The sequence below is a fragment of the Sphingobium psychrophilum genome (assembly GCF_012927105.1).
In the GTDB taxonomy this organism is placed as follows: Bacteria; Pseudomonadota; Alphaproteobacteria; order Sphingomonadales; family Sphingomonadaceae; genus Sphingobium; species Sphingobium psychrophilum.
The window spans coordinates 1-21,625 of the sequence record NZ_JABBFV010000015.1 but is presented as its reverse complement, the minus strand read 5'-3'; the positions used below and the strand labels follow the sequence as shown (position 1 = coordinate 21,625).

24 protein-coding genes and 2 pseudogenes are annotated in these 21,625 nt (G+C 59.9%); 15 read left to right on the top strand and 11 right to left on the bottom strand.

The genetic code is table 11. The annotated features are described in order from the left end of the window. Positions 1 to 41: 41 nt before the first annotated feature. The 5 genes and pseudogenes from HHL08_RS17770 to HHL08_RS17750 form a co-directional block, all read right to left on the bottom strand. Entirely contained in the window at positions 42 to 458 is a 417-nt protein-coding gene (locus HHL08_RS17770) for a hypothetical protein (protein WP_169574387.1), read from the bottom strand. After that, a complete protein-coding gene (locus HHL08_RS17765; protein WP_328804677.1) occupies positions 455 to 1,147 on the bottom strand; it encodes a carbonic anhydrase in 693 nt (230 codons plus the stop codon). Before HHL08_RS17765 ends, HHL08_RS17770 begins: the two co-directional genes overlap by 4 nt. Continuing rightward, positions 1,125 to 1,787 (bottom strand): annotated as a pseudogene (locus HHL08_RS17760) (peroxiredoxin). The gene HHL08_RS17765 and the pseudogene HHL08_RS17760 overlap by 23 nt, the downstream one beginning before the upstream one ends. A gap of 110 nt (positions 1,788 to 1,897) precedes the next feature. Further along, positions 1,898 to 2,521: a superoxide dismutase gene (locus HHL08_RS17755; RefSeq protein ID WP_169574386.1), complete on the bottom strand. Its 624-nt coding sequence runs from the start codon at positions 2,519 to 2,521 to the stop codon at positions 1,898 to 1,900. 5 nt (positions 2,522 to 2,526) lie between these two features. After that, positions 2,527 to 2,994, bottom strand: a complete 468-nt coding sequence (locus HHL08_RS17750; RefSeq protein ID WP_133722793.1) for a hypothetical protein — start codon at positions 2,992 to 2,994, stop codon at positions 2,527 to 2,529. A 93-nt stretch (positions 2,995 to 3,087) separates the two neighbouring features. On the opposite strand from HHL08_RS17750, the gene HHL08_RS17745 reads away from it, so the two are divergent. From HHL08_RS17745 to HHL08_RS17735, 3 genes are read left to right on the top strand one after another with little or no spacing between them, the layout of a single operon-like run. Continuing rightward, positions 3,088 to 3,936 carry a LysR family transcriptional regulator gene (locus HHL08_RS17745; RefSeq protein ID WP_169574385.1) on the top strand — a complete coding sequence of 283 codons (849 nt, stop codon included), beginning with the start codon at positions 3,088 to 3,090 and terminating at the stop codon, positions 3,934 to 3,936. Then, entirely contained in the window at positions 3,933 to 4,418 is a 486-nt protein-coding gene (locus HHL08_RS17740; protein WP_133722791.1) for a DUF6306 domain-containing protein, read from the top strand. The genes HHL08_RS17745 and HHL08_RS17740 overlap by 4 nt, the downstream gene beginning before the upstream one ends. A 9-nt stretch (positions 4,419 to 4,427) precedes the next feature. Beyond that, entirely contained in the window at positions 4,428 to 4,790 is a 363-nt protein-coding gene (locus tag HHL08_RS17735) for a DUF488 domain-containing protein (RefSeq protein ID WP_133722790.1), read from the top strand. Between the two features lie 38 nt (positions 4,791 to 4,828). On the opposite strand, the gene HHL08_RS17730 is transcribed toward HHL08_RS17735, so the two are convergent. After that, positions 4,829 to 5,275 (bottom strand): Rrf2 family transcriptional regulator, encoded by a 447-nt coding sequence (locus HHL08_RS17730; RefSeq protein ID WP_133722789.1) that lies wholly within the window; start codon positions 5,273 to 5,275, stop codon positions 4,829 to 4,831. Between the two features lie 91 nt (positions 5,276 to 5,366). On the opposite strand from HHL08_RS17730, the gene HHL08_RS17725 reads away from it, so the two are divergent. The 8 genes from HHL08_RS17725 to HHL08_RS17690 all read left to right on the top strand — a co-directional run bounded on the left by HHL08_RS17725 (position 5,367) and on the right by HHL08_RS17690 (position 11,749). Then, on the top strand, positions 5,367 to 5,771 hold the full coding sequence (locus HHL08_RS17725; RefSeq protein WP_137903130.1) for a group III truncated hemoglobin: 405 nt from the start codon (positions 5,367 to 5,369) through the stop codon (positions 5,769 to 5,771). Positions 5,772 to 5,788: 17 nt separating this feature from the next. Continuing rightward, positions 5,789 to 6,478, top strand: a complete 690-nt coding sequence (locus HHL08_RS17720; protein ID WP_133722787.1) for an alternative oxidase — start codon at positions 5,789 to 5,791, stop codon at positions 6,476 to 6,478. A 1-nt stretch (position 6,479) separates the two neighbouring features. Beyond that, positions 6,480 to 6,749, top strand: coding sequence for a DUF1971 domain-containing protein (locus HHL08_RS17715; RefSeq protein WP_133722786.1), 270 nt, complete (start codon positions 6,480 to 6,482; stop codon positions 6,747 to 6,749). A gap of 45 nt (positions 6,750 to 6,794) precedes the next feature. Continuing rightward, positions 6,795 to 8,006, top strand: coding sequence for an NO-inducible flavohemoprotein (gene hmpA / locus HHL08_RS17710; protein WP_137903128.1), 1,212 nt, complete (start codon positions 6,795 to 6,797; stop codon positions 8,004 to 8,006). A 14-nt stretch (positions 8,007 to 8,020) separates the two neighbouring features. After that, entirely contained in the window at positions 8,021 to 8,494 is a 474-nt protein-coding gene (locus tag HHL08_RS17705; protein WP_133722785.1) for a hypothetical protein, read from the top strand. A 26-nt stretch (positions 8,495 to 8,520) separates the two neighbouring features. Beyond that, the gene (locus HHL08_RS17700) at positions 8,521 to 8,835 is read left to right on the top strand and encodes a hypothetical protein (protein WP_133722784.1); all 315 of its coding nucleotides are present in this window, start codon (positions 8,521 to 8,523) and stop codon (positions 8,833 to 8,835) included. Positions 8,836 to 8,868: 33 nt separating this feature from the next. Then, positions 8,869 to 9,219 carry a cupin domain-containing protein gene (locus tag HHL08_RS17695; RefSeq protein ID WP_133722783.1) on the top strand — a complete coding sequence of 117 codons (351 nt, stop codon included), beginning with the start codon at positions 8,869 to 8,871 and terminating at the stop codon, positions 9,217 to 9,219. A gap of 202 nt (positions 9,220 to 9,421) precedes the next feature. Beyond that, complete coding sequence (locus HHL08_RS17690; protein WP_169574384.1) at positions 9,422 to 11,749, top strand: nitric-oxide reductase large subunit; 2,328 nt, start codon at positions 9,422 to 9,424, stop codon at positions 11,747 to 11,749. A gap of 198 nt (positions 11,750 to 11,947) precedes the next feature. On the opposite strand, the gene HHL08_RS25680 is transcribed toward HHL08_RS17690, so the two are convergent. Continuing rightward, positions 11,948 to 12,184, bottom strand: a complete 237-nt coding sequence (locus HHL08_RS25680; protein ID WP_235955112.1) for an SDR family oxidoreductase — start codon at positions 12,182 to 12,184, stop codon at positions 11,948 to 11,950. 77 nt (positions 12,185 to 12,261) lie between these two features. Here HHL08_RS25680 and HHL08_RS17680 point away from each other — a divergent pair, with 77 nt between their 5' ends. The 3 genes from HHL08_RS17680 (at position 12,262) to HHL08_RS17665 (ending at position 16,394) form a co-directional block, all read left to right on the top strand. Beyond that, positions 12,262 to 14,643: a heavy metal translocating P-type ATPase gene (locus HHL08_RS17680; protein ID WP_169574383.1), complete on the top strand. Its 2,382-nt coding sequence runs from the start codon at positions 12,262 to 12,264 to the stop codon at positions 14,641 to 14,643. Beyond that, a complete protein-coding gene (gene cueR, locus HHL08_RS17675; protein ID WP_137903125.1) occupies positions 14,640 to 15,026 on the top strand; it encodes a Cu(I)-responsive transcriptional regulator in 387 nt (128 codons plus the stop codon). Before HHL08_RS17680 ends, cueR begins: the two co-directional genes overlap by 4 nt. 345 nt (positions 15,027 to 15,371) lie before the next feature. Further along, positions 15,372 to 16,394 (top strand): sensor histidine kinase, encoded by a 1,023-nt coding sequence (locus tag HHL08_RS17665; protein ID WP_206377957.1) that lies wholly within the window; start codon positions 15,372 to 15,374, stop codon positions 16,392 to 16,394. A 294-nt stretch (positions 16,395 to 16,688) separates the two neighbouring features. Here the strand turns inward: HHL08_RS17665 and HHL08_RS17660 are convergent, their stop codons facing one another. The 4 genes from HHL08_RS17660 to HHL08_RS25675 all read right to left on the bottom strand — a co-directional run bounded on the left by HHL08_RS17660 (position 16,689) and on the right by HHL08_RS25675 (position 21,025). Next, positions 16,689 to 17,819 carry a tyrosine-type recombinase/integrase gene (locus tag HHL08_RS17660; protein WP_235955124.1) on the bottom strand — a complete coding sequence of 377 codons (1,131 nt, stop codon included), beginning with the start codon at positions 17,817 to 17,819 and terminating at the stop codon, positions 16,689 to 16,691. A 388-nt stretch (positions 17,820 to 18,207) separates the two neighbouring features. After that, positions 18,208 to 18,735, bottom strand: coding sequence for a lytic transglycosylase domain-containing protein (locus HHL08_RS17655; protein ID WP_328804681.1), 528 nt, complete (start codon positions 18,733 to 18,735; stop codon positions 18,208 to 18,210). Positions 18,736 to 18,764: 29 nt separating this feature from the next. Continuing rightward, the gene (locus HHL08_RS17650) at positions 18,765 to 20,486 is read right to left on the bottom strand and encodes an ATP-dependent DNA helicase (RefSeq protein WP_408021791.1); all 1,722 of its coding nucleotides are present in this window, start codon (positions 20,484 to 20,486) and stop codon (positions 18,765 to 18,767) included. 98 nt (positions 20,487 to 20,584) lie between these two features. After that, complete coding sequence (locus tag HHL08_RS25675; protein WP_408021790.1) at positions 20,585 to 21,025, bottom strand: class I SAM-dependent methyltransferase; 441 nt, start codon at positions 21,023 to 21,025, stop codon at positions 20,585 to 20,587. Positions 21,026 to 21,504: 479 nt separating this feature from the next. Here HHL08_RS25675 and HHL08_RS17645 point away from each other — a divergent pair. Continuing rightward, positions 21,505 to 21,625 (top strand): annotated as a pseudogene (locus HHL08_RS17645) (ATP-binding protein); the annotation flags it as partial.

Below are 21,625 nucleotides of genomic sequence, written 5' to 3'. Positions count from 1 at the left end.
CCAGAAGGGGGATGATGATCAAAATGACGGAATGAGAATAATCACCTTGACGGTGACATCCCCTTGAGCCGCGCGTGCATGCGCAAGCACGCGGCGGATATCGCCAGCGGTTCCAGAACATGCCTCGCCGAAACTGCATCGTCGCTGCCGGGCCCGTAGATCCAGATGCGATCGGGCAGATCCGCATCGCGTTCCATCCAGTGGCCCGGTGGAACGAGGGTCGCCGCCGCTGCCTTCTCGCCGGAATATCGTAGCGCGCGAACGCGGCTACCGTCGCCATAGCGCCAAACCGCTATCTCAAGTTCTTCCAGATCCACCAGTCCGGGAAATACCGTTCGGGCAATTCGACCGTCCAGTTCCCGGCTGGCCGCGCTTGTCGCCTCGCAAAGGTGGGCGAGATCCCGGCATTCTCGGGCCAGGTTCGAGGTTCCTGCAGCACAGAGCGTCTGATCGCTCACAATATATTCTCGTCATCATCATCGTCGCGGACATGAGCCTTACCCACGGGGATGCGCGAGACTGGCTCGCAAACACTTTGCAGGAGGCCGTCGCCGATAGCGTAGATAAGCCCATGTACCGTCAGGTCGTGACCATCTCGCCATGCTTGCTCGACCACAGCATTGGCGCAGACCTGCTCAACCTGGGCGATGACGTTGAGCTCGCACAGTCGATCCTCGCGTGCCTGCTCATCCGGTAAAGCATGAAGCGCAGTGCGATGTTGCCAGTATAGGGCTCTGACGGGTGCAAGCCACGAACCGATTGCGTCGTTCGCAACGGCATTTCGAGCCGCGCGAATGCCCCCGCAGCCATAATGCCCCACCACCAGAACATGCCGGACGCGGAGCACATTGACGGCAAACAAAAGAGCGGCGTTGAAATTGGTATCGCTGGCCGGCACGAGATTGGCGATGTTGCGGTGGACGAACATTTCGCCTGGATCGAGATCGACAATCTCGGTTGCTGGAACGCGACTATCTGAACAACCCACCCAGAAATATCGCGGGCTCTGTTGACCGACGAGGCGTGCGAAAAAGCGAGGGTCGCTTTGGGTCTTCCGGCCCGCCCATTGCCGGTTTCGTTCAAGCAAATCGGCGATATCATCATTGCCGGCTTGTACGACTGATTCAGGCTGCAGCGGGTTGCTCACCGGCCGAACCTCCCTCGAGATCGACGATCCGCAAATATGGTTTGAGCGTCGCGTAGCCTTGTGGGAATTGTCGCGAGGCTTCCTCGTCCGACAGTTTCGGAGAGACGATGACTGGGTCGCCAGGCTTCCAATTCACAGGCGTCGCGACGCTGCGTCGGTCGGTCAATTGCAGGCTGTCGATCGTCCGCAGAATCTCGACGAAATTGCGCCCCGTGCTTGGCGGATATGTGAGGATGAGGCGGACTTTTTTTAGCGGATCAATGACGAGGACGGACCGCACGGTGACGGTCGGATCGCTCATCGGATGGATCATGCCATAGAGCTGCGCGACCGTTTGATCGTTGTCAGCGAGCATCGGGAAGTTGACCTGCTGCCCTTAAGTAGACTCGATATCGGCCTCCCAGATGCGGTGCGCTTCGACAGGATCGATCGAGAGGCCGATAACCTTGACATCTCGCCTGTCCCACTCCGACTTGAGCCGACCAACCTCGGCCAACTCGGTCGTGCAAACCGGCGTAAAGTCCTTGGGATGACTGAAGAGAACGCCCCACGAGTCTCCAAGCCATTCATGGAAACGAATGCGTCCTTCGGTGCTGTTCTGATCAAAATCAGGCGCTAATTGTCCGAGCTGAATACTCATGCTCATTCCTCATTTTTGCTTGGCTCCTTATCCGCGCGCAATACGCCTCCAACAAACGAATGTTATTGGTTGTTTGCAGCGATATTTTTCCGGAAAAAAAACCGAGGCGCTTATTGGGTCTGGTCGACCCGAGCCGCACCCGCCCCGTCGAGATTGCGCGAAACGAAATCCCAGTTGACCACTTTAGACAGCAGTTCTTGTGCAAATTTTGGTCGTGCGTTGCGGTAATCGATATAATAGGCGTGTTCCCAGACATCGATGGTCAGCAACGGCGTCATGCCGTGCACGATCGGCGTATCGGCATCGTGAAGCGATGTGATCCTGAGCTTGTCTCCTTCGAGTATCAGCCAGGCCCAGCCGCTCGCGAAGTGACCGACAGCCTCAGCCGCCAGTTTTTGAATTAAATTTTGATGCGAACCAAAGTCGCTCTCGATCATCTTCAAGAGCTTCTCCGACGGCTTGGTCGAGTCCATGGGTGCGAGGCATTGCCAGAAGAAACTGTGATTCCAGACTTGGGCTGCATTGTTGAACAGCGGCTTGTCACCACCTTCTTTCACAAACGCCGCAATATCGATGATCGTTTTACCCGCCAGACCCTTTTCGTCGATCCAACCATTGACCTTATCGACATAGGCTTTGTGATGTTTGCCATGATGATAGTCAAAGCTTTCAGCCGAGAGCACAGGTTCAAGAGCGGACCGATCGAAGGGAAGTGGGGGAAGCGTAAATGGCATGACAGTTAACTCCATGGATGATGCCCAATATGTGGCGATGCCGGCATGCTGCTTCCACGCTCTGTCGGATCACGCATTTTACCGTCGATCGCGAGGGGCTTCGTCACCGTCCGGTCATCGCGTAGGTGCGTGCTGTGAGGTTTTGCCTTGGGCCGTTTCGCGCCGGCGACAGGAAGGTCTGTCATTTGACCGATTGGTGGAAGCAACGAGCGCTTTAAGGGCGGCACGGCATCTTGTTGGCTTGTAGGTCGGCGGAAAAGAGCCCTGGCGCCATCGTCGGCGAGGAAAAACGCCGCGACCGGGACCGCGATCACGATCGCCAATGTAATCGTATCCGCACTGACGATTTCGCTCGCGCAAAGCCAGTATATGAGCTGCCCTCCTGCAGCGCACGCGACCGTTAAAAGGATCGGCCACCAGCGGCGAAAAGGGCGCGACGACGGAGCAGGCCGGATCGGTCCGGGATATTTCATGGTGGCGTGCCTCCTTGCCGACCCCTCGTTCCTCCTGCTATTGTCATCATGCAAATGAATATAATTGTTATTTAACCAGAAAATGAGTGCTGGATGGATATCGGAGTTGCGCGGACATTTCTGGAAGTTGTGAAAACGGGCACGTTTGTGAACGCGGCTGCCAATCTCAATCTCACCCAGACAGCGGTGAGTGCCCGAATCCGCGTGCTCGAAGAGCAGCTCGATCGGCCGGTCTTCATCCGTAACAAATCAGGCGCGAAGCTTACCCCGGCCGGGGAGCAATTCTTGCGATTTGCGACTACCCTTGTGCAAGTGTGGGAGCGCGCGCGCAGGTCGGTCGCATTGCCTCCCGGGCGCGAGAGCGTGGTGACCATCGGCGCTGAGCTCAGCTTGTGGAGCCCATTGCTACGTCACTGGCTGTTGTGGATGCGCCGCGAATGTCCTGAGTTCGCGGTAAGCACGCAGATCGATAGCGCGGGAAGTCTCATGGAGCAGGTCCAGGATGGCTCTCTCGATGTCGCGATCCTCTATGGCGCACCACGCCGCCCCGGTGTGATTGCAGAACTGCTTTTCGAAGAAAAACTGGTGTTGGTGCGCACCACGCCTACCGATCGGGTGCTAGGCGCTGAAGATCATGTCCTTATCGACTGGGGCGAAGAATTCGCTGCGAGCTATCAGGCGGCGTATCCCGATCAACCCAATTCCGTCGTTGCAATCAGCTACGGTCCGCTGGCCCTCGACTATATCCTCGCCACCGGTGGAACCGGTTACTTCCGCAAAGGCTTCGTACGGTCCTATCTCGAGGAAGGCCGGCTCGCGCTGGTGCCCGATAGTCCCGAGTTCTCTTATTCTGCCTATGCCGTGCATTCCACCAAGGCCGACGAAGGCGTCATGGCGCGCATTAGAACCGGTTTGCGGGCCGCTGCGGCTATTGCGTCATGAACGACGAGCCTGCCTCCCCTGTATGTTATGCATCCCAAGGCGATGACATCTACATGGGCTATGGTGGCCGTGACGAGATCGCTGCCGCGCTCAATGTCTTGCTAGAGGCCGAGCGCGCAGGGGCGCGTGTTACCCTCGAAAGCGCAAACGACGCCCGTCATCCGCCGACGAAGCATCTGATAAAGGCGGTCTATGAGGATGAAGCAAAGTGGTGCGGGATGCTGTCTGCCCAGATCAAGCGTATTGGGGTGATCCCATCTACGCATTGTGGCGCATTCTATGACAAGGCCATGGCCATCGCCGATTCACATGAACGACTCGCGTTCCTCAATCGCGGCCAGGCCTGGGTGGTGCGCAAGCTAGAAGAGCTGCTTCCACGCGTGCGCGACGATATTCTGCATGCTGCTCTGAGCGAGATGAGGGCCAGCCATGTCGAGAATATCCAGCGCACGGAAGAGTGCATCGCCGAGACGAAAACCTGAGCCGGGCCCATGGCTATCCCACCCCCAGTCCGGATCAAACGCGTCTATGCTCCTCCCGCTGAAAGCGATGGTAGCCGGATCCTTGTCGACCGGCTCTGGCCCCGCGGTCTGGGACGAGACACGGCAGCTTTAACGTCGTGGTGCAAGAGTATCGCCCCGAGTACTGAACTGCGCAAATGGTTTGGTCATGATCCGCAGCGTTGGGCTGAATTCAACCGCCGCTATTGCCAGGAGCTGGATGCCAACGGCGCTGCGGTCACTGAACTGGCGTCACTGCTCGATCGGGGGCCCGGCATTCTGCTGTACGCAGCCCATGACGAGCAACACAATCACGCGATCGTCCTTGCAGACTATATGGCAAAGCATCGCTGAACCGGCTTGGCGGTTCGCAATGGCCACAACACCCCATTTTAACCGGTCTGGGGCAAATCCCGATTCCTTGCGGCGCTAAATAGCATCCCAAGTTCTGCCGGTTTTGTGATGAGATCTGCCAGCGTGTAACCGTCCAGCACGTTTAGAAACGCGGCCAGCGCCTGCCGCAAAGCGCCCGTCAGCCCGCAAGCCGGGGCGATGATGCACTCACCGCAATCGACCAGGTCGAAACCATCCTCGGTGTGCCGTATGACCGCGCCCACTTTGATTTCCACTGCAGGCCTGGCGAGCTTGATGCCGCCAAAGCGGCCCCGTGCACTGGCCAGATAGCCCGCGTTCACCAGATCGTTGACCACTTTCATCAGGTGATTCTGCGAGATGTCATAGGCGCGCGATATCTCGGCGATGGAGCACAACGCATCGGGCCGCGCGCCCAGGTAAATGAGCACCCGCAGGGCATAGTCCGTGTAGCGCGTAAGCCGCATGCAATCTCCTTGCATTCATATATGCATTTCTCTTGCATCTTTCAAAGCCGCCTTATAGATGCATTCTCGATACATGAATTGGAGTCGGTCGATGGACGACGGGAATGAGATCACGGAGGAAGGCCTCAAGCGGCTTGTCTCCCTGTTCTACGAGCGCGTCCGCGAAGACGAATCGCTGGGTCCGATCTTCAACGATGCGATCGAAAACTGGCCCGAACATCTCGACAAGCTGGTTACCTTCTGGTCGTCGGTGATGCTGACCACTGGCCGCTACAAGGGCAACCCCGTGGCCGCGCATCTCAAGCACCGGACGCGCATAAGTCCCGAGCTGTTCCAGCGCTGGCTGGCGCTTTGGAACAGCACCACGGCCGAGGTGTTGGAGCCCGGTGCAGCCGCTGCGCTGCAGAGCAAGGCCGCGCGGATCGCAGAAAGCCTGCAACTGGCGCTCTTCTTCAAGCTCGATACAAAAACCAAACCAGACCGCGCGGCGGCCTGACCGTCAAGGAATCCGTCATGCCAACCGCTCCCTTTGTTGACCTTAGCGTCCACTGCAAACCGCGCGGTCCGTCCGATCGCATCGCGCTGGCCTTCACCAAGATACTGCGGTTCACGGCCGACACATTCTTCGCCAAGCGCTACGGCCACCGTGCCATCGTGCTTGAGACTGTAGCGGCGGTGCCGGGCATGGTCGGCGCAACGCTGACGCACCTGCGTTGCCTGCGGCGCATGTGCGATGACAAGGGCTGGATCCGCACCTTGATGGAGGAAGCGGAGAACGAACGGATGCACCTGATGACCTTCATCGAGGTGGCCAAGCCGACGATGTTCGAGCGGCTCGTGATTCTGGCCGTTCAGTGGGTCTTCTACCTCGCCTTCTTCACGCTCTACCTGGTCAGCGCCAAGACCGCACACCGCGTGGTCGGATATTTCGAGGAAGAGGCGGTGATCAGCTACACGCTCTATCTCGCCGAACTTGACGAGGGCCGTTCCCCCAATGGCCCGGCGCCAGCAATCGCGCGGCATTATTGGAAGCTTGGAGACGATGCGACCTTGCGCGACGTGGTGCTCCTGGTCCGCGCCGATGAGGCACATCACCGCGATATCAATCATAGCTTTGCAAACGAACTAGCCGGATTGCCGGTCAACCATGCGGCGGTGGCGCCCTATCCGGACCACGCCGACGACATTCGGTTGGCAGCCTGACATGGCCGAACCCTATCGCTCAACCCCGGTGTTCGACGAGACCAGCCTCCCTGCGGCGCTGCGCGCGCGACACACGACCAAGGCCGGGGTCTGGGGCATGGTTCGCGTGCTCGAAGGCACAGTGAAACTGACCTATCTCGAGCCGACTTCCGAACTTCTGCTTGATCCCGACACCCCGGGACCATTGCTTCCCGAACAGCCCCATTTTGTCGAACCAATCGGCGCGATGAAGATGCGGGTCGATTTCTACAGTGAACCGCCGGGCGGCTAACCCCGCCCGCCCCAGCCTACCCCATTATCACGACAGGAGACGTTGATGTCACAGACACTCAGCGAGCGCACGATCGCGCTCGTCAAAGCCACGGTTCCCGCACTCGAAGCCCATGGTCTCGATATTGTCCATGAGATGTACGCGCGGATGTTCGAAAATCCCGAGATTCGCGACCTGTTCAACCAGTCGCACCATGGTGACGCGGGGTCACAGCCACGAGCCTTGACCGCCGCGATCCTCGCTTATGCGGCGAACATCGAGAATCTGGGCGCTCTTGCCCCAGCGGTCGAGCGGATTGCGCAAAAGCATGTCGGTCTGCAGATCCTGCCCGAACATTATCCCCATGTCGGTGAAGCGCTGCTCGGTGCCATCAAGGCCGTGCTCGGCGATGCCGCCACCGAAGAGATTCTCGCTGCCTGGGGCGAAGCCTATTGGTTCCTGGCCCATATCCTGATTGCACGCGAAGAGCGGCTTTACAAGGAGCACAGCACGGCCGACGGCGGTTGGGCGGGCTGGCGCACGTTCGCGGTCGACGAGGTCCGTCCCGAGAGCAGCGTCATCACCTCGTTCATCCTGCGCCCCACCGATGGGCGTCCGGTTATTCGCCACAAGCCCGGTCAATATCTGACCTTCTGGCTCGAGATTCCCGGGCATCCTCCGGTCAAACGCAATTATAGCATTTCACAAGCAGCCAATGGCGAGACCTATCGTATCTCGGTCAAACGCGAGCAGATGGGTCTCGCCTCGGGCTGGCTGCACGACCAGGCGAAGCCCGGCACCGTGCTCAAGGTGGCCGCGCCCGCAGGCGAGTTCTTCCTGACGGACAATCCCGAACGCCCGGTCGTGCTGATGTCCGGCGGAGTCGGCCTGACCCCGATGGTGGCAATGCTCGAAGCCATAGCGCAACAGCATCCTGACCTTCCCGTCCAATATCTTCATGGAACACTGGATGGCTCGACCCACGCACTGGCCAATGACGTCCACGCGCTCGCAACCGGTCACCCGAACATCCGCGTCACGAATTTCTACCAGACACCACGGGCAGAAGACGTTGCGGGCCGGGACTATGACCATGATGGCTTGATCGACGAGCCGTGGCTCACGGCCCATACGCCGATCGAAGAAGCAGACTATTACCTATGCGGCCCGCGACCGTTCCTGCGCGCGTTCGTCGCCACCTTGTCGCTCGCTGGCGTCGCATCGGACAGAATTCATTATGAGTTCTTCGGCCCCGCCGACGAACTACTCGCCGCCTGAAGGGACCGACCGACATGGATGACCTCACCATCGCGCGCATGATCCATATCCTGGCCGTCATTTGCTGGATCGGCGGGGTTGCGTTTGCAACCACCGTGGTCATCCCGTCGGTCAAAGCCCTGCCGTCATCGGAGCGGCTGACTGCCTTTCACCGCATTGAAAGCCGGTTCGCGCCGCAAGCGCGCATCTGGCTTCTCTTCGCGGGCGCAAGCGGCCTGTGGATGATCCAGCGCGGAGGAATGTGGGATCGCTTCGGTGATCTCCATTTCTGGTGGATGCACGCCATGCTATGCGTGTGGTCGATCTTCTTTGTGGTGCTGTTTATCGTTGAACCGCTGATCTTGCGTCGCCGGTTCGAGGTTTGGGCGGCAAGATCTCCGGATGGAGCGTTCAGGCTGCTCCACCGCGCGCATGTCCTTCTACTTGGTCTCAGCCTGGTTACCGTAATCGGTGCGGTTGCCGGAAGCCGCGGGTTTTCGCCACTTTAGATAGCCGATGAAGGAGTCCGACCGTTGTGCCTGATACCGAAAACAGATCGATAGATCCTGAACGCATCGAGGCGGTCGCGCACGCCGTCCATGCGCTTTGCCACGGACGATCCGATGTATCGCTAGCGGCGCATGTGGCGGCGGCGGTCGCCCAGCATTTTGCAGGCACCGCACCGATGACGGATTCTATTCTCGCGCAACGCGCTGCGCTGGAAACGGCCGTAACAAAGAGGGTGGAGCAGCTACAAGAGAGCCAAGCCGAGTCCGACGCAATCGACGAGGCATCGCGGGAATCCTTTCCTGCCAGCGACCCGCCCGCATGGATTTCAGGCCGACATTGACCGCTTCAGACAACGGTAGAAAGATAATTGATCATGGCACTTCATCACGCGCAGCACGGCGAGATCGTACATCTCTCAGGCTTGGGTGTGGGCGGAGATGATGCCCACACGACCGCCCTCGTCAAAACCGAGGCCTTCGAGGCGATCCACCTCCTCGTGCACGCTGGCGCCGTAATCCCGCCGCACCACGTTGCCGGGCAAGCGACGCTCCACTGCCTGCGTGGCAGAGTGCATGTATTGCTCGGAGACGCGAAGGCCATCCTGGAGATCGGCGACTGGATGTATCTCGATCGCGGCGAGGAGCATGGCATCGAAGGCATTGAAGATGGAGCCTTGCTGCTCACGATATTGTTCGAGCACCCAACTGTCTCAACCGTAAGCTGAGCGCATGCGAACTGCGATCATCATCAGCCGTTTTCGGCTGTTCTTTATGAGAGGCACCTTCCACTCTCCGCGCTGCCCTGCCTTCAACCGCCAATGGCGGGGCGTCTATCAGTCTACGGTCAGCTGGGCCCATTTCGGATGTTGAACGTGTGCCGGACCGTTCAACTCTTTCTAACCCTTCGGTTTCGCCAGGAGACGCGCAATGGACGAAGCCGCCCAACCCAAATTTGATCCTGAAGTCAGCCCCTTGTCGAAATGGTGGCTGCGATCGGTCCTGATGGTGATGATCCTTGGCTTTGTGGGGCTTCTGGCGATCACCATGCTCTCCTACCGGAACGCGCCACCCATCCCCGATACCGTGATTGATGCTCACGGAGAGACCCTGTTCACAGGTGATCAGATCCGCTCGGGACAGGCCATATTTCTGCGCTATGGCTTGATGGACAATGGCACGATCTGGGGACATGGGGCCTATCTTGGCCCTGATTTTTCAGCCGAAACGCTGCATCAGATTGGTGAGAGCCTAGCCACCTCCCTGGCACAACAACAATTCGCCAAGGCTTTGAACGCACTTACCCCTATCGAGACAGGGTCGATCCGCGGTCAGGTCGTCGTCACGCTGAAAACCAATCGTTTCGATCCTGCCAGCAACACTCTTCGCCTGACTGCGCCGGAGGCTATTGCCTACCGCGCGCAGACAGCCCGCTGGACATCCTATTTCATCAACCCAGCGCGCAACGGCGGTCTCGCGCCCAAGCTCATCACCGATCCGGCAGAATTGCGCGACTTGACTGCGTTTTTCTGCTGGACGGCCTGGGCGTCGGTCACCGATCGGCCTGGGGCGGATTATTCCTATACCAACAATTTTCCCTATGATCCCGGCGTTGGCAATGTCGCTCCGGCCGGGGCGCTCCTCTGGAGCACGCTTAGTCTGATCGCCCTGCTCGGCGGCATCGCGGCAGTACTGCTTGCATTCGGCAAATTCGATTATCTGGGCTGGATTACGCGGGGCCATAGCGCCACGCCGCAGGTGATCCCGGGACAGGCAAGCCCCGGCCAGCGCGCCCTCGTCAAATTCTTCGTTGTCGTTTCCTTGCTGTTTCTGATGCAGACGCTCGTAGGTGCTGCGGTTGCGCATTATCGCGCCGATCCAGGAAGTTTCTACGGCTTCCAGCTTGAGACTATCTTTCCGAGCAACCTGATGCGCATCTGGCACTTGCAGACCGCAATCTTCTGGATCGCAACGGCCTATGTAGCCGCCGCGCTGTTTTTGGGCCGCTCGCTGCGCGCCGACGAACCCCGCTGGCTGCCCGCAGCCATCCATCTTCTGTTCGCGGCTTTCGCCATCGTCATCGGCGCCAGTCTCCTTGGCGAATGGGCGGGCATCTCCGGGTGGCTTGGCGACTGGTGGTTCCTGTTCGGAAACCAGGGCTGGGAATATCTCGAGATCGGCCGCTTCTGGCAGTATCTGCTCGTTGTGGGACTATTGGCGTGGTTCGCGCTGCTCTGGTGGATTGCGCGGCCCAGCCAGGTCTCCAACGTCCATGCACGGCCGATCGCCCGGATGTTTCTGTTCGGCGCGCTGGCCATCCCCGTCTTCTACGTTCCCGCCCTCTTTTTTGGCGCCAAGACCAACTTTACCGTGGTCGATACCTGGCGCTTCTGGATCATCCATCTGTGGGTTGAAGGATTCTTCGAATTCTTCGCAACCACCGTAGTCGCGCTGATGTTGTTCCAATTGGGCCTCACGGGCCGGAACACAGCGCTGCGGGTAATTTATCTCGACGCGATCCTCTATTTCCTCGGCGGGCTGATGGGGACGGGGCATCACTGGTATTTTTCAGGACAGACCCAGATCAACATGGCGGCATCAGCGCTTTTCTCCGCGCTGGAGGTCGTGCCTCTGACATTGCTGACGCTCGACGCATGGGATTTTGTCCGCACGACGCGCAGCGAAACCGACAAAAGTGGCGTCGCCTCGGCGCTACCCCACAAATGGACGTTTTATTTCCTCATGGCCGTGGGATTCTGGAATTTCCTCGGCGCCGGAGTCTTCGGATTCATGATTAATCTGCCGATCGTGAGCTATTATGAGGTTGGAACCATCCTGACGCCCAATCATGGCCATGCCGCTATGATGGGCGTCTTCGGCATGCTCGCCCTTGCCCTGATGGTGTTTGTGCTACGCCAGACGACTGACGTCGCGCGCTGGCCGAGCATCGAGAGATACGTCCGCATCGGGTTCTGGGGGAGCAACATCGGGCTCGCCTTGATGGTAATCCTGAGCTTGTTCCCTGCCGGAGTTTTGCAGGTATGGGATGTGCTGCAACATGGCTATTGGCACGCACGAAGCATCGCTTACACTGGCAGCAATATCGCGCGGCAGCTCGAATGGATGCGCTTACCCGCCGATCTGATATTCATCATTTTTGGCGCCATTCCACTGATGATCGCTGCGCTGAAGGCCTATTGGGGGCTCTACATCAGGCCGCTCGATTCTCTTCAGATTAAGCTGCCCCCTCCACACTGACAGTCACTCCATTTGCCGAGTGTCGGATTGGTTCTCGTGGAGCAGCCAATTCTGCTATCCAGCCAGCTGCTGAGCGCGCAGGCATCAATCAGACCTTACGGAGCAAATAATGCGGACCGCTCTGTGGGGAAGCCCGCCCAGGACCTTGAGAATGGCCTATGTGCTCTCGAGAACGCTATCAGAGTCGCCTTGTCGCGGTCAGAGCGACCGTCCGCCATCGACCGAGATAGATGCACCAGTGACGAACGCACCAAGGTCGGTGCTCATCCAGAGCACGGCGTCGGCGATCTCCTCCGGCTTGCCCAGTCGGCCAAACGCCGCGAGGTCGATCGCCAGTCCGTTGATCTGCAGCGCGATGCGCTGATCGCGACAGGGGCGTAGATGAGCGGTACGTGTATTCGGCCAGTTCGCCGCGATGAAGCCCCTCGCCGCCAAATAGATAATTACTCGCGGCCCTTGACCCTGACACGATGTCAAACCCTAGATAGGGGGCGTCGATAAGGAGAACGGGAATGTCCGAGCCAAAATCCACGGCACATGACAGCCAAAATCATGTCTGCTGCGCGGGTCACGCGAAGAATGCGGTCGATCCCGCGGGTTCTCAGCAAGCCGTCGATCCTGTTTGCGGGATGACCGTCGATCCGGCGACGACTCAGCATCACGCCGAACATGACAGCACGGCCTATCATTTCTGCAGTGCCGGCTGCCGCGCCAAGTTCGTTACCGACCCGGCACGCTATCTTTCGAAGGGCGGGCAATCGCAGCCGGAAGTGTCTACGACCGCGATCTGGACCTGTCCGATGCATCCCGAAATCCGTCGGCCGGGACCAGGAGCCTGTCCGATCTGCGGCATGGCGCTCGAACCCGAGGTCGCGACGGCCGAGGCCGGACTCAGTCCCGAACTCGTCGATATGACGCGGCGCTTCTGGATCGCTCTGGCGCTCACTGTGCCCGTGTTCCTGCTCGAGATGGGCGGGCATCTGTTCCCGGCACTGCACCACCTCGTCTCCGAGCGGATATCGGGCTGGATCCAGTTCGCGCTGGCGACCCCCGTTGTGATCTGGGCGGGCTGGCCGTTTTTTGAGCGCGGCTGGGCATCGCTCCAGACGCGAAACCTCAACATGTTTGCGCTGATCGCGATGGGAACAGGGGTCGCCTGGGCTTATAGCGTGGTGGCAACGCTCGCACCCGGCATATTCCCTGCGGCGTTCCGCATGATGGACGGTACGGTCGCGATCTATTTCGAGGCCGCTGCGGTCATCACCGTCCTTGTGCTTCTCGGACAGGTTTTGGAATTGCGCGCCCGCGAGCGCACCTCGGGTGCGATCAAGGCGCTCCTCAATCTCGCGCCGAAGACCGCCCGCCGGATCATGGCAGACGGTGGCGACGAGGAAGTCGCGGTCGACCTGATCGCCGTGGGCGACAGACTGCGCATTCGCCCCGGCGAAAAGGTGCCCGTGGATGCCGTGGTTGAGGATGGCCGCTCTTCGATCGACGAGTCGATGGTCACAGGCGAATCCATGCCGGTGACGAAAACTGTCGATGCTCATGTGGTCGCGGGAACGATGAACCAGACCGGATCGCTCATCGTGCGGGCCGACAAGGTTGGCCGCGATACTATGCTGGCGCGGATCGTCCAGATGGTGGCGGACGCGCAGCGTTCGCGCGCGCCGATCCAGCGCATGGCCGACAAGGTCGCGGGCTGGTTTGTCCCGGCGGTGCTCGGCGTCGCGCTGCTCTCGTTCGCAATATGGGCGATATGGGGTCCGGAGCCGCGACTGGCGCATGGCCTTGTAGCCGCTGTCGCGGTGCTGATCATCGCCTGCCCCTGCGCCCTGGGCCTCGCGACGCCGATGTCGATCATGGTCGGTATCGGCCGGGGTGCGGGCCTTGGCGTCCTGATCAAGAATGCCGAGGCGCTGGAGCGTATGGAGAAGGTCGATACGATCGTCGTCGACAAGACCGGCACGCTGACCGAAGGGCGACCTTCGGTGACAAGCATCGTGGCGATGGATGGCTTTTCGGAGCACGATCTTCTTCGTCTTGCGGCGAGCGTCGAGCGGGCGTCGGAGCATCCCCTGGCGCTCGCGATCGTTGCGGCCGCGAAGGATCGTGGCATCCCAGTTCCCGAGGTCTCCGACTTCGACTCGCCCACGGGCAAGGGCGCGGTCGGCACCGTGGACGGCAAGCGCATCTTTCTGGGCGGCGCGGCCTATCTCCAAGAGAGTGGCATCGACGTGTCGCCAGCGGCAGCAAGGGCCGATGAGTTGCGGGCGGACGGGGCGACGGCGATTTTTGCCGCCATTGACGGCCGGGTCGCCGGGATCCTGGCCATTGCCGATCCGATCAAGACGACTACGGCGAAGGCGCTGGTCGCCTTGCGGAAGGAGGGCGTGCGCGTGGTCATGCTGACGGGCGACAACCGGACGACCGCCGAGGCGGTGGCCCGGAAACTCGGCATCGACGCGGTTGAAGCAGAGGTGCTGCCCGAACAAAAGAGCGCCGTCGTCCTGCGCCTGCAACGTGAAGGCCATGTCGTCGCCATGGCCGGCGATGGGGTGAACGACGCGCCGGCGCTGGCGGCAGCGGACGTCGGCATTGCCATGGGCTCGGGCACCGATGTTGCCATTGAAAGCGCCGGAATAACGCTACTCAAGGGCGATCTCAATGGCATCGTGCGGGCGCGACGGCTGAGCGAGGCGACGATGGCCAACATCCGCCAGAACCTGTTCTTCGCCTTCATCTACAATGCGGCTGGCGTCCCCATTGCCGCCGGGCTTCTATACCCAGTCTTCGGCATCGTTCTGTCGCCAGTGATCGCCGCTGCCGCGATGGCCCTGTCATCGGTCAGCGTCGTCACCAACGCGCTGCGTCTCAATCGGGTAAAGCTGTGAACATCGGCGGCGCGGCGGCGGCGAGCGGGGTCTCGCAGCGGATGATCCGCCACTACGAGAAGATCGGGCTTATCCCGTCGCCACCGCGACGTGACAGCGGATATCGTGACTATTCGGAAGCGGACATACATCGCCTGCAGTTTATCGCGAATGCCCGGGATCTGGGATTTCCGATCGAGGAAATCCGCGTGTTGCTCGATCTCTGGTCCGATCGCGATCGCGCCAGCGCCGAGGTCAAGGCGCTGGCGGAATCGCGCGCCGCAGACCTCGGTCGGAAGGCCGATGCGCTCAACGCCATGCGCGGAGCATTGCTAGACTTGGCGAAAGACTGCCACGGCAATGATCGACCAGAATGTCCGATACTCACGCGTTTGGCTTCCTGACGCTCCAGCTCGTCGAGAAGCGTGCCAATCAGCATGGGGCCAGTCGCTCCGATCGGATGACCGAGCGCGCATGCGGGACCACCGATAGCAAGCTCGAAGATCCAATGTCGTCGCCTAAAATAGGGTAAGCATAGGCAAGGCGTCGGCAGCGTGGTAGGTTGATTTATCACCCGACCTCCTCTGCAGGCGTCCTGTGACAGAGGGATCATCGTGCCTTCGCCTGCAAGTGCAAGGCCGGACAATGACGTTTGCCGATTCCCTCAACATCGCAACGGGCTGACCGGAGTGCCGACAACACTTCCTGTGCGGAACCTCGAAGAGGCGAATCTGCTCGCTCATGCGATTGTGAACACGATCCCCGAGCCCTTTCTCGTCCTCGACGCCGATCTACGGGTGCTTGAGGCAAGCCGCTCCTTCTACGAGATTTTCAAGGTTGCGCCTGGGCAGACGCAGGGCTGCCTGCTCTATGCTCTTGGCCATGGGCAATGGGACATTCCCGCGCTGCGGTTGCTGCTCGAGACGATATTGCCTGAACGAGTAGCAATGGACGGGTTTGAGGTCGATCACGATTTTCCGGTGATTGGCCACCGCATCATGCTGCTTAACGCCCGCAAAGTCCTGTACGACGAGAGCGATACCATGGCGATTCTTCTCGCTTTTCGCGACGTGACCGAACGGCGCGCGATCGAACAGGAGAAGGAAGCCCTGCTTAAACGCTCGGAAGAATTGCGGCGGCAGAACGAGGTTTTGCTGCAGGAGATGAAGCACCGCGTCGCCAACAGCCTTCAGATCATCGCCAGCATTTTGATGCTGAAGGCGCGGGCGGTTTCCTCCGACGAGACGCGTTTCCATCTCCAGGATGCGCACCAACGGGTAATGTCGGTCGCGGCTGTGCAGCAGCATCTCGACATGTCCGATGGCATCGACCAGATCGAGGTCGGCAACTATCTCCAAAAGCTATGTACCGGTCTTGGCACGTCGATGATCGGCGACAGCCAGCCCGTAACGATAACCGTGAGCTCCGACACCGGCATGATCCCGTCAGCGAAGGCAGTGAGCCTAGGGTTGATCGTCACCGAGCTCGTGATCAATGCGCTCAAATATGCCTTTCCCATTCATCACCCCGAAGCAACGATCGATGTGCGCTATGCGATCGATCAGGACGATTGGACGATGATCGTTTCGGACAATGGTGTCGGCAAAGATGCCGACAAGCCGCCGAAGGCCGATGGTGGCCTCGGCACCACGATCGTGGCGGCGCTCGCTAAGCAGTTGGATGCCAAAGTCACGATGACGACCAGCCCGGCAGGATTCAGCGTTACTGTCGCACGCGCAGCGGCAGCGACACCGCTGCTGCAGGGGGCTTAACCGCGATGCGTAAGGAGCCGTTGCCAACGCCTTTACCCGCGTTTCGTTTTCTCGCCCCCGGTGCCTTCTCGCCGAAGCGGAACGGTCGGCAGTGGAGCGAGTTGCGCATGCCGCGCTGCCTTCTTTCACCCTTCTGGGACGATTCGGGATCTCGGGCGTGCAGCGACCCAATCCGAACTTGTTCCCGGCGCTGATTCCTTGTTCACCGTGGCCTAGGCGCTACGCCACGCGCCACCCTGATGGGCGCAAAGCACTGAGATGCGCGGGTTGAACTACTTGTCGTCTTAACGATGGTCACCCGATCTTCGCCATTAGCCGCCCGGCGGCGCCGTGCTCCGCAGCCAAATTCCGGTTATAGGAAAGCGGCATACGAGGAGATTTCCACCGCAGTGCGTCCATGATGCCGGCAAGATCCTCGCCGCTCGTAAACAGATCCTGATTGAGCCCGACCCGCGTCGAATGCGCGCTGATCCCCTTGAGCAGCCGAGCAAGATCGTCCGCCGTCAGATCCGCGAGCGCACCGGCATCGAAGGCCCGCTGGATCATCGCTCGATAGACCTGTCCGACCGACGCAGGGTGAAGCGCCCCCTCCCCGACATCGTACTCGACCCGCGCTGGCACCGCCCGCTTTGACAGAGCCTTGCGCAGATCCCAGGTCTCACGCCCGGAGATGCTGTCAATCGACCGGCCCCGCACTGCCGCCTTGGCTTTGTAGCGCCGCACGTTCACGCGCCGAAACACCGCCCCCTTCTCGATCCCGGCCGCCTCCAGCCAGGCTGCGATCGCCCGCACCGTTCGGGGGCTGAGGTAGGCGGTTGCCCCCTCCCCGTCCTGATCGCCTTTGCTGCGCGGGATGCTCAACAGCCGCGCCTCGGCATCGATCGCCTCAATGACATGCTCGACCTGAATCGCCACGAGTTCCGAGGCGCGAAGCCCGGTATCGTAACCGGCCGACAGCAGCGCGCGATCGCGCAGGCCCGGAAGATCGTCCGCGCAGCTTTCGAGCAGCGCCCGCACATTCAGGCCGCGGGGCTCATCGCGCTCGACATTGCGCACCGGCCCCTTGAACCGCAGCGGCCGGGCCTGCTTCTGTGCCGTTCCAAGCCGGCGACGGATCGCCTGCAGTCGGAGCTTCACCAGCGACGCCGGCGTCGGATCCTTGAGATCGAGCAGCAGGTGGATCCTGGCGATCGACGCCTTGTAGCGGCCAAGCGAGGCCGGCTTGCTGCCCTTCTCCGCGCGGGCGTCAAGATAGTCCGCCACGGTCTCCGGAGTTGCTGGGAGCGATATGCGGTTGTGACGCCGGCACCAGAGATCGAACGCCTCAAGGTCGGACTTGAGCGCGCGGATGCTGTGGGGCGAAGACGCTGCCTGATATGCGGCGATCAGCGCTTCGTTAACGACGATGGGCTCGCCGGCGCGCATCTTCACGATTGCCCAGGAAAGATCGTCGGCCGACGCCGTCGGCGCTGGCACGGCTTCCCCCGTCAATAGGGCGTTGTCGTCGAGGTGTGAGGGCTGATCCATCGGAGCGATGTGTAGCGCACCGTATAAAGAGCCGTCAAATATGGACCTGTGATAACTGTAATTATCACGTCTTCTATCAATGCTCTTTCTGGACGTTAATAAATATAGTTGGAAATCGCACATTACCGGAACAATGAAAGTCGAACTCCGCTATGCCCCTTTCAAGCAGTCGTCCTAAAATCGTCATTTGGAATGCTCCGCGTGTATAATATACCTGTAAATGCCAGGTAATTTAATGAATTTACAAATTCCTCTTAATTGAACGATCAATGCCGGGACTAACCACCTAGCGATTACCCATTAGCGCCGAGATGCTTCGTGCGTATCGAATTTGCCGCCAGCGCGTCGGGCTGTGATAGATGCCAACTGCTTTCCAGAAATCACCGGTATCACGAAGCGCTGAGAGAAATATCCAGCGAGCTACATTCACATTGAAGCATGCATCATCCCGCAACCATGTCCTCACTTCGCTCTCGTTGCGCGCGATCAAACGAGCAATCCGAGGCACCCACCAACTGTTTACCTGCATCGGTCCAAGATCATGCGTGCCGTTCTCATTGCGTACTTCCGCGCCGATCCAACCACCTTCCTGCCTTCGCAAGGCCATAAGCGTCTGCTGCAGCCAGATCCGTCCGGATGATGCTTTCTCAACACACGCTGCGATTATGGCGTCATGATTATTCGACTTCGGCACAACATCGTGGCTCTTCGACCACGCCGGGTTCGTCACGGCAACGATCAGGACCACTGGCATGACGATCCGACGGACGACGAACGACCTTCTACTCAGGGCGCTAATAACGCCCAGCGCCACCAAAGAGGCAAGACCAGAACGTTTCGCACTCAACGCGAGTGTCCGCGATAAGGCTTGTCGTCTCTGGCGCGATCGGGCTGCTGCGTGGGTTGGTCCTTTTCACCAGACCGCTCCTTGGCCAGCACCCGCTGCACAAGTGCTGTCAGCGCATCAGTTGCCGAACGGGCCACGTCAGCGATACTGCCGCGACGAATAGGCATCTGCGGTTCTAATGTCGCGTCCCGGCGTTCCGCGTCAGTCTTGGCCCGGGCGACCCGGAGGCGATCGCCATGACGGGTGCGAATCGCCTCTGCATGGCTAAGGTCAAGCCGACCCAGCCCTTCGAGCGCCGATCTTTTTTCGCCCGTTCGGCGGACGAGCCTGTCGGCGAGCCTCTCCGGGTCCTCCGTCCAAAGTTTCACGCCGAACCGCGCGCGGGTGATGGCGGTGTAATAATTCTGGCCGTTGACGAGCGGCGAGTTTACTGGGGCCAGTATATAGGCGCGGGCGTAGGTTTTGGATTGCGAAGAATATACGGTCTCGGCATAGCCATGATCCCAAGTCTTGAAGCGGGTCAAATCGACGGATTGGACGTCCTTGGCCCGATCCCACCTGATGCTCGCGATCGGACCATCGAGCTGAATGACTGTCCCGCGCTCCGCATTCTTACGCCCAAGGTCCTTGGTCGCCAGGCGCCACTGAATTCGATCGCCGACCGCGACGCCTCGCTCCTCGGCGTTAAAGACGTTGATCTGAGCGGCACGCGTCAGTCGCGGATCCCATCGTATCGTGTGGCCAAGCTCGTCCACAAGACGAACGACCTGTCTGCCATTCTCTTCCCGGCCGAGCCCAGCGACGCGATACTCGGCCTTCCGTGCGATACCCTGGCGCGCTTCATCGCGGCTAAACATGACGACCTGGCCTCTGGAATAGAAGCGAGCCATGCGTCGTTCCTCAGAAGACAAAGGCGAAGGCGTTAGAACCTGCAGCGTCATATCCTGAGCGGCGATCACGCCCTCCCTCCGAAGGGTAGAACGGATCTGATCGTTCACGATGATCCTGCTGGCATTGTCGAGAACCAGAATGTTCGTATTATCCCGGTTTTCACGTTTGAGCCGCGTCCATTCAGATACGAGATCGCGCGCCAAGCCATCTGGACCGCTGCCGCTCACGACCTTGTCGAGGCTGTCGATTGACCCGGCATAGTCTCCCTCTCGGGCCAGCGCGACCGCATGCCGCATGAGACGCGTTTGCTGCCGCATCGACTCGGTGAGTTCTGCTTTCGGAAGTCCTAGCCGCTGCAATAACCAGAACGCCTTGCCCTGTTCGATCGCGCCGGTCTGACGATTGTCACCAAGCAGAAGGAGCCTTACGCCGGTGTCGCGGCTGATTTCTAGAAGGCGAAGCGCTTGCCGATTCCCAAGTTGGCCGGCTTCATCTATGACGAGCACATCGCGACTATCGATACCGTGTCCACCGCCGGCGATGAGGCTCGCTACGGTGCGCGACTCTATTCCCGCCATGTCTCCCAGATTTGCCGCAGCGGAGGATGTGGGCGCTAGGGCAAGCATCCGAATGTCAGGATCAACGGCTTCGGCCATCGCTCGAACGAGGGTCGATTTGCCAGCTCCGGCAACGCCGTGAACGCCGATTAGCCGATCGCGCGAGCCCGCAAGTTGAGCCAAGGCCTGCTCCTGAGCGGGGGTTAGCCCCGAGGTTTCGAGTGCCGCCAGTAGTCGGTCGCTTGACGCGAGGCGCGGGGCATCATCCATGGCAAGCGCCAGATGCCGGGCTAGGGCAAGCTCCAGCCGCGCCGTCTTGCGACTGGTCCTGCCCCTCGCGAGAAGCCCGTCGCCCGTCTGCTCTCGCGTTACCAGCAGCTTTGAGCGCGCTTCATGTTCGACGATAACCCGGAAAGAATGCAGTCTGCTTGCTGCAGTCCTAGTTTCGATAAGATCGCCTCGACGCTGGAAGCCGAACCGGTGACTGCATATAGGCGCCGATCCGTGATCGAGGCCTTGAGATGGGCGACAAAGTCTGGGCTTGTGTCGATCGCGACCAACTTGGCATCCGGCGCAAGACGGTCGAGAATAGCACGCGTGAACGCGCCGGCACCCGGTCCATATTCTACGAAGGTACGGATAGCCCTCCAGTCGAGTGGAGCAAGCATGGTGCGGACCATCCAGCGGCTGGCCGGAAAGCCCGAGCCCACCATAGCTGGATGTTTGAAAAACATTCGCATCGACAAGGCGAAAGCCGATCCGTCCCCCTGCCCCCTCACCTCTCCGACTTCTTCGAACAAAGACGCCATATCGTACCCCTCATTTTCTTGCTCGTAGACCCAGCTTTTGTGCATCCCTGCGTTCGACATACGACTTCAGGGTTGCTGGCATTTGTTCAATGTTTACGCCGCTTTTTCAGGCAATTTATCAAATGCAAGCTGACGCTTGATCGAAGACTAATCGCAAGTCCTTTCGACCGGACGAAGCGGGATGGCAGCGCGAGCCGGCCCGTAAGGAGAGAGGGAAGGGTGGAGAAGGTGGTTCGGCCACTTTTTCGGGAATTCTCCATGCCCTACGCCCTAGCCCAACATCACCCTGAAGCAGAACTGCAGCTTGCCAGGCTCGCGAAGCGTCTAGGCGGGAAATCTGACGGCGTGAGCGCCATGTGCCTATGTCCGGCGCATGATGACCGCAGACCCAGCCTGTCCATCAGGGTCGGTGACAAGTGCCTGCTCTTCAAATGTTTTGCCGGCTGCGACACGCTTGATGTGCTGCGTGCCATTCGCTCCCGGCGGTGAAAAGCTTCGACACGTTCGACTTCACGGCCATTCCAGGCCTCAACAAAATGCTCGTGCTGGAGCTGGCACGCTGCGAATACATCCTGCGGCGGGAAAATATCATCGCGCTGG

Bases quoted from the DNA above. Each gene is read 5' to 3' on its own strand.
- HHL08_RS17755 (WP_169574386.1), bottom strand. From the start codon at position 2,521: ATGCCATTTACGCTTCCCCCACTTCCCTTCGATCGGTCCGCTCTTGAA.
- HHL08_RS17750 (WP_133722793.1), bottom strand. From the start codon at position 2,994: ATGAAATATCCCGGACCGATCCGGCCTGCTCCGTCGTCGCGCCCTTTT.
- HHL08_RS17745 (WP_169574385.1), top strand. From the start codon at position 3,088: ATGGATATCGGAGTTGCGCGGACATTTCTGGAAGTTGTGAAAACGGGC.
- HHL08_RS17740 (WP_133722791.1), top strand. From the start codon at position 3,933: ATGAACGACGAGCCTGCCTCCCCTGTATGTTATGCATCCCAAGGCGAT.
- HHL08_RS17735 (WP_133722790.1), top strand. From the start codon at position 4,428: ATGGCTATCCCACCCCCAGTCCGGATCAAACGCGTCTATGCTCCTCCC.
- HHL08_RS17730 (WP_133722789.1), bottom strand. From the start codon at position 5,275: ATGCGGCTTACGCGCTACACGGACTATGCCCTGCGGGTGCTCATTTAC.
- HHL08_RS17725 (WP_137903130.1), top strand. From the start codon at position 5,367: ATGGACGACGGGAATGAGATCACGGAGGAAGGCCTCAAGCGGCTTGTC.
- HHL08_RS17720 (WP_133722787.1), top strand. From the start codon at position 5,789: ATGCCAACCGCTCCCTTTGTTGACCTTAGCGTCCACTGCAAACCGCGC.
- HHL08_RS17715 (WP_133722786.1), top strand. From the start codon at position 6,480: ATGGCCGAACCCTATCGCTCAACCCCGGTGTTCGACGAGACCAGCCTC.
- hmpA (WP_137903128.1), top strand. From the start codon at position 6,795: ATGTCACAGACACTCAGCGAGCGCACGATCGCGCTCGTCAAAGCCACG.
- HHL08_RS17705 (WP_133722785.1), top strand. From the start codon at position 8,021: ATGGATGACCTCACCATCGCGCGCATGATCCATATCCTGGCCGTCATT.
- HHL08_RS17695 (WP_133722783.1), top strand. From the start codon at position 8,869: ATGGCACTTCATCACGCGCAGCACGGCGAGATCGTACATCTCTCAGGC.
- HHL08_RS17690 (WP_169574384.1), top strand. From the start codon at position 9,422: ATGGACGAAGCCGCCCAACCCAAATTTGATCCTGAAGTCAGCCCCTTG.
- HHL08_RS17680 (WP_169574383.1), top strand. From the start codon at position 12,262: ATGTCCGAGCCAAAATCCACGGCACATGACAGCCAAAATCATGTCTGC.
- HHL08_RS17660 (WP_235955124.1), bottom strand. From the start codon at position 17,819: ATGCGCGCCGGCGAGCCCATCGTCGTTAACGAAGCGCTGATCGCCGCA.
- HHL08_RS17650 (WP_408021791.1), bottom strand. From the start codon at position 20,486: ATGGATGATGCCCCGCGCCTCGCGTCAAGCGACCGACTACTGGCGGCA.
- HHL08_RS25675 (WP_408021790.1), bottom strand. From the start codon at position 21,025: ATGGCGTCTTTGTTCGAAGAAGTCGGAGAGGTGAGGGGGCAGGGGGAC.